This window comes from Streptomyces sp. NPDC046909, from assembly GCF_040644695.1.
Taxonomy (GTDB): Bacteria; Actinomycetota; Actinomycetes; order Streptomycetales; family Streptomycetaceae; genus Streptomyces.
The window spans coordinates 445,967-458,790 of record NZ_JBEYXC010000005.1 but is presented as its reverse complement, the minus strand read 5'-3'; the positions used below and the strand labels follow the sequence as shown (position 1 = coordinate 458,790).

The 12,824-nt window shown below is 69.2% G+C and carries 10 protein-coding genes and 1 pseudogene; 1 reads left to right on the top strand and 10 read right to left on the bottom strand.

The genetic code is table 11. From position 1 onward, the window contains the following. Positions 1-111: 111 nt before the first annotated feature. The 4 genes and pseudogenes from ABZ928_RS19085 to ABZ928_RS19070 form a co-directional block, all read right to left on the bottom strand. Positions 112-1,140, bottom strand: a complete 1,029-nt coding sequence (locus ABZ928_RS19085) for a carbon-nitrogen hydrolase family protein (RefSeq protein ID WP_361519904.1) — start codon at positions 1,138-1,140, stop codon at positions 112-114. Positions 1,141-1,142: 2 nt separating this feature from the next. Next, positions 1,143-2,171: a molybdopterin-dependent oxidoreductase gene (locus ABZ928_RS19080; protein WP_361519901.1), complete on the bottom strand. Its 1,029-nt coding sequence runs from the start codon at positions 2,169-2,171 to the stop codon at positions 1,143-1,145. 250 nt (positions 2,172-2,421) lie between these two features. After that, a pseudogene (locus ABZ928_RS19075) lies at positions 2,422-2,734 on the bottom strand (serine/threonine-protein phosphatase); the annotation flags it as partial. A 193-nt stretch (positions 2,735-2,927) separates the two neighbouring features. Then, positions 2,928-3,920, bottom strand: a complete 993-nt coding sequence (locus ABZ928_RS19070; protein WP_361519899.1) for an immunity 49 family protein — start codon at positions 3,918-3,920, stop codon at positions 2,928-2,930. A gap of 414 nt (positions 3,921-4,334) precedes the next feature. Here ABZ928_RS19070 and ABZ928_RS19065 point away from each other — a divergent pair, with 414 nt between their 5' ends. Further along, positions 4,335-4,619, top strand: a complete 285-nt coding sequence (locus ABZ928_RS19065) for an antibiotic biosynthesis monooxygenase (RefSeq protein WP_361519896.1) — start codon at positions 4,335-4,337, stop codon at positions 4,617-4,619. Between the two features lie 119 nt (positions 4,620-4,738). On the opposite strand, the gene ABZ928_RS19060 is transcribed toward ABZ928_RS19065, so the two are convergent. The 6 genes from ABZ928_RS19060 to ABZ928_RS19035 all read right to left on the bottom strand — a co-directional run bounded on the left by ABZ928_RS19060 (position 4,739) and on the right by ABZ928_RS19035 (position 12,673). Next, complete coding sequence (locus tag ABZ928_RS19060; RefSeq protein ID WP_361519894.1) at positions 4,739-6,580, bottom strand: RICIN domain-containing protein; 1,842 nt, start codon at positions 6,578-6,580, stop codon at positions 4,739-4,741. 74 nt (positions 6,581-6,654) lie between these two features. Beyond that, a complete protein-coding gene (locus tag ABZ928_RS19055; protein WP_361519891.1) occupies positions 6,655-8,385 on the bottom strand; it encodes a trehalase family glycosidase in 1,731 nt (576 codons plus the stop codon). Positions 8,386-8,439: 54 nt separating this feature from the next. Beyond that, a complete protein-coding gene (locus ABZ928_RS19050) occupies positions 8,440-9,264 on the bottom strand; it encodes a carbohydrate ABC transporter permease (RefSeq protein WP_361519889.1) in 825 nt (274 codons plus the stop codon). Beyond that, positions 9,261-10,232, bottom strand: a complete 972-nt coding sequence (locus ABZ928_RS19045) for a sugar ABC transporter permease (RefSeq protein ID WP_361519886.1) — start codon at positions 10,230-10,232, stop codon at positions 9,261-9,263. Before ABZ928_RS19045 ends, ABZ928_RS19050 begins: the two co-directional genes overlap by 4 nt. A 20-nt stretch (positions 10,233-10,252) precedes the next feature. Next, complete coding sequence (locus ABZ928_RS19040) at positions 10,253-11,500, bottom strand: sugar ABC transporter substrate-binding protein (protein ID WP_361519883.1); 1,248 nt, start codon at positions 11,498-11,500, stop codon at positions 10,253-10,255. A gap of 153 nt (positions 11,501-11,653) precedes the next feature. Then, complete coding sequence (locus ABZ928_RS19035; protein ID WP_361519880.1) at positions 11,654-12,673, bottom strand: LacI family DNA-binding transcriptional regulator; 1,020 nt, start codon at positions 12,671-12,673, stop codon at positions 11,654-11,656. Positions 12,674-12,824: the final 151 nt, after the last annotated feature.

Here is a 12,824-nt window from a genome sequence, read left to right as displayed (position 1 = left end):
AGGAACGCGCCTGCGAGCGCACCGTCCCCCTCACCGTCGAGTCACTCAACGAGATGCCCGCCCCTGTCGCCCCATAGAGCCCCGCCCACAGGCGCCTGAGCGAGAGCGGGCCTATCCGAACTGCACGTTCGGCGAGGCGGCTTGTGGCGAGTCGCCGGACGTCGATGCGCTGTGAGAGAACGAGATGGGCTCGACACGCCGTCGGTTCACCCGCAGGTCGAAGATGTCGAACCGGTTGTACGCGCCCGACAGGTCGTGGAACTGTTTGGGCTCAAGGACGTCGTCCGGGTCGAACGCACAGTAGAGCAGGCCCTCTTCGCGCATGACGTCACTGATCACGTCCCCGAAGGGGTCGAGGACCAGCGACACTCCCCTCGCGCTGTCCTCGGCAATCCGTGCGGCCTCCTCGCCCAAGCTACTGAGCGTCTTCGCCGACTGCTCGCCGAAGACGGACGAGACGACGACATTGAAGACCTTGGCCTCGAAGGAGTGGGCGCCGGCGCGGATGCGGATGGCGTTCTCCAGGTCGTATTTCTTGCCTGCCGAGCTGGGATCGCGGGTCGGCCACAGCGGCGGGTAGGTCGAGATGTGTACCTGCTCGGCTTCGGCCATCAGCGTGTAGCGGGCGAGCGGGTTGGTGTTCTCGCCGCAGATCAGCGCTCCGAGGCGCCCCAGGGGCGTGGGGACGACCCGGAGTCCGTGCCCGTCGCCCGGCGTCCACACGAGCTTCTCGTAGAACGTCGGGACGATCTTGCGGTGGTGGTTGAGGATGGTCCCGTCCGCTCCGACGAGCACGTTGGAGTTCCAGATGCTGCCCAGGCTCGCGGGATTGCGCTCGCTGAACCCGACCGACACGAGGATGTCGTGTCGGCGGGCCGCCTGACGGATCTGTTCGATCTCCGGGCCGTCGACATAGACGGAGTTCTCGACGAAGGTCGTGAACAGCCGGTGGTTGTGGATCGGCGCGCGGAGCGCCGTCCAGACCAGGAAGCCGGGGATGAACGACTCGGGGAAGGCGATGAGCCGGGCGCCGTTGCCGGCGGCTTCGCCGATCGCGTCGATCGCCTTGCGGACGGTGTCCCGCTTGTTGAGCAGCACGGGCTCGAGGTGTGCCGCGGCGACGGTGACGGTACTGCCCATGGCTACTCCTGCGTGACGAAGATGATCCGCTGGTGGATGCGGTTGCGGCGTGGGGTCGAGGGCTGGGTCGTGCCCGAGTCTGTCGTGGCGCGGCAGGCGAGGATGTGTTCGCCGACCGAGGAGGGCGTCCAGGCGAAGCTGAACCTCTGCCAGGCGTGTCCCGTGCGGCCTGCGACCTGGGCCGATGTCCACGTGTGCCCGCCGTCGACGCTGACGTCGACTTCCGTCACGGGCTCGTGTGCCCAGGCCCAGCCCCAGATCTCGACGGGCTTGCCGACATGGACGTGTGCGTCGGCGGGGGCGACGAGGATGGAGTTGGGTGCCAGTTCCCATACCGGGGTGGCCTGGGCACGGGCGTCCGCCGTCGGGTCCATGTAGTACTTGGTCGTGAAGGCGCCGGTACTACGACGGTCCGACACCGTGAGCGACGTCAGCCACTTGGTCGAGTTGGTTCCGTAGTAGCCGGGCACGACGAGGCGGACAGGTCCTCCGCGCCGTACGGGCAGTGGGGCCCCGTTCACGGTCAGCGCGACGAGGGTGGTTCCGTCCAGGGCTTTCCCCAGGGGCAGGTCCTTCTCGTAGTGATCGTGGTAGGCGGAGTCGTACCGACCGTGATCCACGCCGACGGAGATCACATAGGCCGCTTCGTCCTCCGGACCGGCGAGGCCGAGGAGTTCGCTGAGGCGGACCCCTCCCCAGCGGACGTTCCCCACCCGCCGCTGAGGGACCGACGGCGCGAGAGGGCTGCCGGCGCATTCGTGCACCGACGTGATCTCCGTCTGGGGAAGGGCTCGCAGGTCGTCGAGAGACAGGGTCAGTTGACGTGCCACCGCTCCGCCGACCGTCAACGACCAGCTGTCGGTGGCGACATCGGGGATACCCAGGTGCCAGACAGCGAACAGGTCGGCCTCGGGCGTGAGGAAGGAGGTCATCTCCGGCGGCCGCAGTCTCTGGTCCAGTCCGAAGCCTTCTACGAGCATCGGTGTGCTGGGAGAGTTGTCCGGGGCGTCGGTACGGGAGGGAGGGGGCATGGGCATGGGCATGGCAGAGGCTCTCGTTTCCGGGGCGGTGTTCCAGATCTTCTTGATCGTCACTTTCCTTGTCGGCTCCTGTGGATCGCGGCGGCGCGTCCCATGCGAGTGATCGTCTCCGTCAGGACGGATTGAGAGGTGGCGAAGTTCAGGCGGACGTGAACTCTGCCGTTGCGAGGAACTCGCCGGTGCTCTGCGCGCTGTGCCGCGCAACCCACGAATCCCAGGGGCGCAAGTGGTTCAGACAGTGCAGGTCGAGAACGAGGTGGATCGTGGTGGCGAAGCCCTCGTCCCAGTCCTGTCTCAGTGGATTGCGGTTCGCGGCGGGGAGGAACTCCTCGGGCGGAACGGAGCCCAGGAGGCCGATGAAGGCGCCGGACAACAGCAGCGCGCGGGAGGCCGCGTCCGTGAAGTCGCCCCCGAAGGACCGACGGTTCGCCGGGTGCAGCGCCATCTCGCGGTGCCAGCCGACTGGGAGTTGGGAGAAGACGGCTCCGCACCCGGATCCGTTCACGCAGGTCAACTCGCATCGTGCCGCCGCGCCGCCACAGCAGGCGCATGCGGTCGTTCAGCCGCGGCCGGTTGTCCGGGGTGGTCCGCGCCAAGCGCAAAGGGCTCACGGCTCGCTCCGCCCGATGGGTGGTCTTCCGTCCTTGGCTGTCGCACGGGCGGACCCGCTGCCCCGGTGGGGACGAGTCCGTCTCCGCGACGGCGTCTGGGAGACGGGCCAGGCCCACTTCCGCACCCCGGGGTGGCCTACTTGGCGGCCCAATAGCCCAAGGTGTTCCGGTTCCCCTCCGCCGCCCGGCGCGGCGCGTCCGGCGATCCCAGCAGACCGTACGGCAGGTACCCGGACCGGACGCCGAGTTCCCACCCATGGACCTGGACGGCGAGACAGGCCAGGGCGAGGGTGCCGAGAGGGAGGAGGGACCGCGGCGCGGGATCACCGGCATCGGCCTCCACGCTCTCCCGGTACGCGACCAGCCGGGCGACGAGGGCGTCCTCGAAGGCGTGCTGGTCGTCGTCGAGGAGTACGCGCAGCAGTCGCTGGTCCGCACTCAGCGCGTCACCGACCTCGTCGAGCCGGCGGGCGGCCTCCGCGCGCTCCCCGGCATCCGGCTTGCGCAGCGGAACAGTAGGCCAGTCGCGGGGCAGATGCCCGGACGCCTCGGTGAGATAGGGGCACAGCGCGTCCATGGCGGCCAGATCGGCGGGGTCGGAGACGGAGGTGTACCGGTTGTAGGGCACGCCGTCACGGATGGCGGGCGCGTAGTCGCCGCGCAGCAGCAGCCCGGTGACCCGCTCCCAGTCCCACACATGCCCACTGACGACACACATCTCGAACATGTCGAGCCACGTCCGCGCGGTGGGCGCCTCCTTGACGACGTCCCGGAAGGTGATGGGCCCGTCGCCGAACTCGTCGTCGTCCGGGTCCGTGCTGATCCGCTCCCCGACGAGGGGGAATCGCAGTTCCTGGTCCCCGTTCGGGAAGCACATGATGCTCAGCACTCCGTGCACACACTCCGCGGCAGTGACGGCGACCGTGCCGGCCGCGGCGTCGAGCCCCGGCTTCGTCACCGTTCGCGCGGCGACATGGTCGAGCAGTTCGTCCGCCATCGCCCGGATCAGCGTCGGCGAGATGCTGCCGTACCGCAGCGAATGCCACCGCGTATAGGCCCGCCCCTCGATGTCGTCGAGCGCCTCCGCCAACCGCTGCTCGCCGACCTGATGGCATGCCACATTCCGCACGTACCCCGCCCCTTCATGAACTCCACGACTCGTTGAAGCACGCTATCAACGAGCACTGACAGCGCTGGAGAGTTCCCTCCGGATCACCTCGCCGACCAGATGTCAGAACCTTCACCGGGACCGTCCGCGAACCGGAGGTAGTTGTGACTGGTGGATGGATACCACTGGCTCAACGCGCTCGCCCGTGCTGCCGGCACCAGCTCCTCCTCGACAGGAGCCACCCACGAGTCCGTGTCACACAGCGACGCGTCATGAGACCGTGCGCACTGCATCTGCCAATCCCAGTCATCGTCCAGCGACCATTGGGCGCCATCTCCCATACACCGAGTCTGACCGAACTGACTACTCCCCGGCAATGCAGGACGGTGGCGCCACATCTGCCCGCATGGCAGTCTGCTGACTGTGATCATCAGGGTGAGCGAGGCACGCGTACGGCCTGAGCGGTTCGAGGCGTTCCACGACATGATCGTCGCCGCGGTACGTGAGTTTCCCGGTCGCTACCCAGGGCTGGTGGACCACGAGGTATTGATCGCGCCGCCCAACTCTCTGCTCTATGTCAGCCGTTGGCGCAGCGAGCAGGACCTGGTCGGCTACGCCGGCGAGCACTGGCGTGACCAGCCCGTGGTTCTGCCGGGCGAGGACGAGTACCTCGTCGCGCCCCTCCAGGTGCGGCACTTCACGCTGGCGTCTCTGGACTGACCCGGCCGCGGAGGCACGGACGATGCCGGCTGCACAACCCACATCTGCGTCGGTGACGGCGGTGCACCACGGAGCGAGCGCACCGGCGTCCGCCCGCTGCGCCCGCTCCGCCCCTGCGCTCAGCCCTTGCCGAGGAGCCGCCAGATCTGGTTCCGCTTCGAGGCCAGATCGCTCGCCGGGTCGCAGGTCCACTGGTGGATCACCGCGCCGGGTGTGGTCGAAACCCCGCTGACGTCCACGCACTTGCCGCTGTGCACCGCGGCCAGCTGGTAGTCCTTGCCGTTGCCGAGCGCTGTGACCGGCTTCAGGGTGAACATCTGGTTCGCGGCGCCGCTGCAGGGCCACTGGATGACGGCGGCACCGTCGCCCGTGGAGGCGCCCGAGACGTCGAGGCACTTGCCGCTGCGCTCGTTCACGATGGTGTAGGTGTTCGCCCGGCCGGCGACCGGCTTGAAGTCGAGCATCTGCTGGTAGCCGCCCTCGCAGAGGTACTGCTGGTACTGCGTGCCGTCGGCGGTGCTGAGATTCGTGTCGTCCAGGCACTGACCGCTGTGCTGCACCACCGCGACCGTGGAGACGGTCGTGTCCGTCGGGGGCAGCAGCGTGACGGTGTAGCCGTCGGCGGCGTCCGTCCACGGCACACTCACCGAGGCCGAGTTGCCGCTGACGGTCAGGGTCTGGTCGGAGACCGTCACCGGGCCCGTCACCGCGCCGCCGCCGTTGTTCGGTATGCGCTGGACAATCGCGCGCACCCGGCTGTTCTCCACCACCGAGGTGGTGTCGAGGCGGTTGAGGTTGACGGTGACGTTGCCGGTGTTGCCGTTGCTGCCCAGCAGGATCTTCGCGTTGCGGGCCGTGTTGTCCTTGGTCGCCAGCCCGTCGGTGTTCGTACCGGGCGTGAGGTTCACGATGTTCCCGGTCTGGGAGCCGTAGTACCGGTACAGGAACCACTCCCCGTTCGGCAGGTACTGGCCGGAGCTGTTCTTGGTGAGCAGGTCGGCCGCGTAGTCGTGCAGGCTGGGGCCGCCTCCCCAGTTGGAGCGCAGGCCGTCGGCGCCGGCCCGCTCCAGGCGGCTGATGAACCAGCCGCCGCCACCGGGGTTCTGCTGCTCGCGCCCGGCATACTCGTTAATCTGGTACGGGCGGGTGTGGGGCAGACCTGCGGCGGCGAGGGTCGAGTTGGCGTTGCTGACGGCCGTGACGGGGTCGTGCGGGATGGCGTGCCAGCTGTAGATGTCGGGGGCGACGTTATTGGCCTTGACGTGGTTGAGGAAGGTGGTCCACCAACTGTTGGACGAGCTGGGCGGGTTGGCGATGCTGGGGCCGACGATGAGCTGCCCGGGGAGGTTGGCTCGCACGGCGGCATGGAAGCGGGACCACATCTGGAGGTACTGGCTCTGGGACCGGCCCCAGAAGCCGCTGAGGTCCGGCTCGTTCCACAGGTCCCACTCCACCGTCATGTTGTTGGCCTTGACGTCGGAGATGAGCTGGTTGACGAAGTTGTCGAACTGCGTCCAGTTGCCGTTGTCGCCGGGGAAGCCCGTGCTGGTGGTGCCGTCGGCGCCCCACAGGTCGTGCGGCAGGATGACGAAGGTTCCGCCGAGCGCCTTGGTGCGCTGGTATTGGGCGAGGGTGGCGTTCCAGCGGGTCCGGTACTCGGCGAGGCTGGTGGCGTAGCCGCCACCGTTGAGCTGCGCGCCGCCGGCCCGCTCGAAGTGCCACTTGATGTCCTTGAAGAAGTGGTCCGGCGGCTGCGACCCGTCGACGGTCAGTCCGTAGATCATGCCGGAGGCACGGTAGGTGGGGTCGCCTCCGGCGGTGGCGAAGTCGACGGTGACGGCGGTGTCCGCGGCCCGGGAGGGGACGGCGGGGAGCAGGGTCGTGGCCAGGGCCGCCAGGAAGACGGCGAGGGAGGCGGCGGACCGGCGTCGGGCTCTGCGGGGTGCGCGGGGCGATGTCACGGTGCGGCTCCTGCAAGGGTGGGGGGGTGGACCCCGGGCCCGGTCGGACCCGGGGTGGTGCAGGAGGCGGCCGGTCAGCGGCCGTCTCTGTGGGCGTGCGCCTCGGCCAGCAGGAGATAGCTGGCGGCGGTCCAGGTGTAGGCGCGGTCTCGCAGACCCGTTCCGGTGACGGCGTCGAAGTTCTCGGCGAAGCCGTGCGTCTCGCACAGGGTCCGGAAGCGGGCGCTGATGTCGTCGGCGAGCCGGTGGTGGCCGGCCCGGCGCAGGCCGTCCTCGATGAGGACGGTGGCGGGGGCCCAGATGGGGCCGCGCCAGTAGCCGTCGGCAAGGTAGTGCGGGGAGGTGGTCAGTTCGGTGGCCAGGCCGTACGGCGTGAGGTGGGCCTTGATGTGGTCGGCCAGGGTGCTGCCGACCTCGGCGGGCAGATGCTCGCCCAGCACGACGGGCATCAGGTCGAGAAGGCTGGAGGTGCTCCATGTGTTCCCGGTGGCGACTCCCTGGGCGACGAAGCGGTCCCCGGTCCAGAGCTGGTCGAGGAGCGTGGCCTGCGTCTCCGCGGCCGTTCGCGTCCACCGGCGCGCGTCGTCCTCCCTGCCCAACTCCTTTGCGAGGGAAGCGAGTTCATGCATCTGGAGGATCAGGAAGGCGGCCAGGTCCGCGGTGACGACCACCCGCTCGGGGTCGAAGGTGGTGGCGTTGTCCCAGCCGCTGTCGTTGCCGTGCTGGTAGTAGGGCAGTTCGGCGCCGGGGGCGCGGCGGGCGGTGAGCCAGAAGTGGGTCCAGCGCTCCAACCGCTCGTACACCGCGGCCAGTTCGGCCTGGCTCGGCGGCGTCGGCAACCGGCGGCGCAGTCGGCCGAAGGCCCAGCCGTGGATGGGCGGTTTGACGAAGTTGTGCAGCACCTCGGAGTGGGTGACCGAGTCGGGCAGGGCGCCACTGGCGTCCTGGTGGTCGAAGGGCAGCTGGAACTGGTCGAGGCCGAGCTCGGGGCAACCCGGAGCCAGGGCGAGGGCGTTGAAGCAGTGGTCCCAGCTCCAGACCTTGTCCATCCAGTGCTTGGACATCAGCACCGCGGGCCGGGTGACCAGGCCCGCCGGTCGTACGGTCGCCGACCAGACGACGTAGGCGGCGAGTTCGGCGGCGGGGATGGCTGCCGAACGCCAGGGCGCGACGGCGTCGACGAAGTCCGCGAACGCTGTCCGCGCCGCTTCCACGACCTCGTCGAAGGACACCTCGGATGTGAACGGCGGGCGCGCGGTGTCGAGTTCCTCGACGGCGATCTCCCACACCCCGTCCGCCCCCGCGGTCACCGTCAGGCCGCGGCCGGCGCTGCCCAGGGCCTGGTTCCCGGCCACCTCGGTGACAGTGCCGCTGAGCACGGTGACCCGGTAGCGGCGCCCGGTTTCGTACGACGTGAAGACGTGCGCGTCCGCTGCCGGGTCGTGGAAGAAGTACGTGCCGCTGAATGGGGTGAGGGCCTGTGCGGCGGCGAACACCCCGATGTCGAGGCCGCTCCCCCGCAGCCGGACGGTGTCCGGCGTCTCGTAGGCGAGGTCCACGCGACCGCGCTCTCCGGTCCAGGTGAGCAGTCCCGGGGTCGCCCGCCAGTCGGTCCGCACCCGCTCGCCCTCGGCCAGGGGGATCAGGCGCAGGACGGCGTGCATGCCGTTCTGGTGCGAGACGAGGTGGAGATCGTCGGCGTACGTCTTCTCGGCCACGACGGGCGAGATGTCGAACCAGGATCCGTACGTGCTGAACGGGATGTCATGGACGGAGAAGGCCGGGCCGGAAGGGGCGGCGGTCATGAAGTGCGACTCGATTCTCGAGCACCACGGCTCGAACAGGGAGGAGACGGAGGCTCAGTCCTTGACGGCCCCGGCCGTCACGCCGGCAGCGACGTAGCGCTGGGCGAGGACGAGGATGACCGTGGCGGGCAGTGAGGCCACGACGGCGGTGGCCATGATGGCGTTCCACTCCTGGTTGTTGTTGCCGATGTAGTGGTAGATGCCGAGGGTGATCGGCTCGTGGGCGCCGCCGCCCGCGAGGGTGCTGGCGAGGACGAAGTCCGACCAGGACCACAGGAACGCGAACAGCGAGACGGTGACGACCGCGTTGCGGCTCATCGGCAGGACGATCGACCAGAAGGTGCGCAGCGCGCCGGCGCCGTCGGTCTTCGCCGCCTGGAGGAGTTCGCCGGGGATGCCGGTCATGAACGCGGTGAAGATGAGCACCGCGAAGGGGACGGCGAGGGTGGAGTCGGCGACGATCAGGCCGGGCACGGACTGGAGCATGCCGAGCTGGAGGTAGATGGCGTAGAAGCCCATCGCCATGATGATGCCGGGGATCATCTGGGCCGCCAGCAGAAGGAAGTTGAGGATGCCCGCGCCGCGTGGGCGCAGCTTGGCCAGGGCGTAGCCGGCGGGCGCGGCGAGGGCTACGGTCAGCACGACGGTGCCCAGGCCGATGACGAGGCTGGTGCCGAGGTAGGGCAGTTGCTCGTCCAGCACCTTGCGGTAGCCGTCCAGGGTGCCGTGGGTGGGGAACAGGCCGGGTGGGCTCTTGCGCATGTCCTGGTCGCGGGTGAAGGACACGTTGACCATCCAGTAGACCGGGAACAGCATGATCCCGGTCAGCACGACGCCGATCGCGGTCTTTCCCCAACTGCGCCTGCCGTTTCGGCTCATGACAGCGCCTGCTTTCTCTGCACCCGGACGTAGATCAGGCCGAAGACCAGCGCGGCGACCACGAGCAGGTTGCCGACGGCCGCGCCCGGGCCGAAGGCGGGCACCAGGTTGCCGAAGCCGAGCTGGTAGGACCAGGTGGCGAAGGTCGTGGACGAGTCCGCCGGACCGCCCTTGGTCATGATCCAGATGATGTCGAAGACCTTGAGTGTGTAGACCAGGCCCAGCAGGAGGGTGATCGCGGACACCGGGCGCAGCAGCGGGAAGGTGATCCGCCAGAAGCGCTGCCAGGCGTTCGCCCCGTCGATGGCCGCCGCCTCGTACAGCGAGGCCGGGATGGACTGCAGTCCGCTGTAGAGGACGACCAGGTTGAACGGGACGCCGATCCAGATGTTCGCGATGATCACCGAGGTGAGCGACCAGGTCGGCGAGGTCAGCCAGTTGACCGAGTCGATGCCGACGGCGCCCAACAGGGCGTTCACGACACCCGATTCACTGTTGAGCATCCACGACCAGGTGGACGCCGACACGATCAGCGGCAGCAGCCAGGGCACCAGGAACAGGGCCCGCAGGGTGGCGGAGAGCCGGAAGTGCTGGTTGAAGAAGACCGCGAGGGCGAGGCCGATGGCGTACTGGAAGAGCAGGCATACGGCGGTGAAGACCGCGGTGTGGAGCAGCGCCGGCGCGAACGTCGGGTCGTCGAAGACGGTGCGGTAGTTGGCGAGGCCGGTGAAGGGGGCGTCGCCCTGGACGAAGGAGCGGACCGTGTAGTGGCGCAGGCTCAGGTCGAGGTTGCGGTAGAGCGGATAGGCGTAGAAGAGGACGAGGTAGAGGGTGACCGGGGCGAGGAAGGCCCAGGCGGCCCACTGCTGGGAGGTGGGGCGCCGCGGCCGGGACGGTGGGGCGGCGGGTGCCGCGTCGGTGTGGCCGGACACCGGCCCGCGGCGCGGCACTTGGGTCGTATGACTCATCAACGGGCCCTGAGGTGTGGTCACTTGACGGCGGACTGGGCGGCGGCGAGCGCGTCCTTCGGGGACTGTGCGCCGCTGAGGGCGGACTGGACCGCCTTCCACATCTGCTCGGAGATCTTCGGGTACTTGGTGCCGAGGTCGTCGCTGGTGCGGCCCTTGGCGGCCTTGACCGCGTCGACCCACGGCTTCAACTCCGCGTTCGCCGCAACCTGTTTGTCCTGGACCTCGGTGGTAGGGGCGACGTACGACAGGGTGGTGTCGGTGTCGTAGAGGTTCTCGGTGTTGGTCAGGCAGGTGACGAGCTTCTGCGAGGTGGCGTAGCGGTCGGTGTCGCTCTGGACCGGGACGGTGACGAACTCGCCGCCGGTCGGGGCCGCCGCGCTGCCGCCCTTGGCGCCGGGTATCGGCAGGAGGCCGTAGTCGAAGCCGGCCTTCTTCGCGTTGGCGAGCTGCCAGGTGCCGTTCTCGGCGAAGGCGTAGTCGCCGCTGGCGAACTCCTGCCAGCTGGTGGTCTGGGTGTTGTTGATGACCGAGTTGGGCGCGTACCCCTTCTTCAGCCAGTCGCTCCACAGCGCGAGCGCCGACACGCCTTCGGCGGAGTCGAGTCGGGTCAGCTGGGCGCCGGAGCCCCAGAACCAGGGCAGGAACTGGAAGCTGCCTTCCTCGGTGCCGATCGCGGAGAAGGTGATGCCCTTCTTGCCGGCCTTGTCGACCTTGGCCAGGGCCGCCGTGAGCGTGGCCCAGTCCTTGATCGAGGCGATGTCGACGCCGGCCTTCTTCAGGACCGCCTTGTTGTAGTAGAGGGCGAGGGTGTTGGCGCCGATCGGGGTGCCGTAGGTCTTCCCGTCGGTCTGGCCGGCGGCCAGCAGGTTCGGGTCGACCTTGGTGGTGTCGAGCTTGTTGTCGTCGGTCGTGGTGAGCACGCCCGCCTCGGCGAGGGTCGACACCACGGGGTTGTCGACGATGAGGACGTCCGCGGAGTTGTCCTGCTGCGCCGCCAGCAGCGCCTTGTTCGACAGGTCGCTGGTGTCGAAGGCGGTCCGCTTGATCTTCACTCCGGCCTCGGTGCCGCACTGGTCCAGCAGCTTGGCCCAGGCCGAGGTCTTGTCGAACTGCGGGTAGGGGTCCCAGACGGTGTACGTCCCACTGTCCGCCGCGTTCGACCCGCCACCGCCCGAGCCCGAGCCACAGGCGGTGACGGTGCCGGCGAGAGCCAGGGCGGTGAGGGCGGCGGCGGTCAGGCGACGGTGCCTGGAGGTGCTGTTCATCGCGGGTTCCTTACGGTTTTCGGCATGCGGGTGCCGAGGCACGGACTTGTCGGGCAGGGCGGTGCCGGGGCAGTGGGGTGCCGGGCGGAAACGGGCACGGCGGAGGGCGCCCTGGTGCGATGGCGTCGAGAAGGGGTTTGGGGAGAGCCGGGGTCAGGCGGTGCCGACTCCCGCGGGCCCGGTGCTGGCCCGCAGCGAGATCGGCGGTGTGAGCAGATGGTGCCGTGGCGGTGTGCCGGGATGGTCCAGCCGCTCCACCAGCAGTTCGACGGCGAGCCGTCCCAGGTCGGCGGCCGGTACGTCCGCCGCGGTGAGCTGCGGGGTCACCGTCTCCGCCCAGCGGCCGGCGACGACCCCGGTGACGGAGAAGTCGCGCGGAACATGGCGGCCCGCCTGGGCGAGCCCCCGGTAGATGCCGCCGAGGGCGGCCTCGTTCAGGGTGACCAGGGCCGTGGTGGCCGGGTCGTCGTGCAGGATCCGTTCCACGCAGCTCTGGCCGGAGGCCGCGTCGTCCCCGCAGCAGTATGTCCGGACGGTGAGCCCGCGTTCGGCCGCGGCCTTGGTGAAGCCGTCCAGGCCCCGCTGCGCGGATTCGTACCCGGCCCGCAGCAGTTGCTCGGGCCGGTTGACGAAGGCGACCCGGCGGTGGCCGAGGTCCGCCAGGTGGTGGACGCAGGCCGCCGCGAGGGCGGTGTGGTCCAGGGCGACCCACCAGCTGCCCTCCGGGTGGGCGGTGCGGCCGATGGCGACGGAGGGGAAGTCCAGGGCGGCCAGGTGATCGACCCGGTCGTCGGCCAGCCTGATCTCCATCAGGATCGCGCCGTCGACCCGCCGCTCCCCCAGCATCCGCTGGAAGGAACGGTCGCTGTCGACGCCGCTGGGTGAGAGCAGCACGTCGTAGTCGTAGGCCGCGGCGGCCTCCACCACGCTGCCGATGAAGTCGAGCTGCATCCCGGTGTAGTGGTTCCCGGCCGGCGGGAAGACCAGCCCGATCGTGCTGGTCCGCCCGTTGGCCAGGGCGCGTGCGCTGGCACTGGGCCGGTAGCCCAGTTCGTCGACGACGTGCTGGATCTTCCGCCGGGTCTCCTCCGAGACCGGACGCTTGCCGCTCAGCGCGTAGGACACGGTGCTCCGCGAGACACCGGCCCGCCGGGCGATCTCACCGATGTTCACGGGACTCCTTCGTCGAACCGTTTCGTGAGCGGCGCACCGGCTGTCGAACCGGTTCGCGTGAAGTGACGGTAGGAAGGGCCCGGACGGCTGTCAACACCTCCGACAGCACTGAGATTTCCTGGTGTTGAGGGGATTGCCCGCCCGCCGCCCC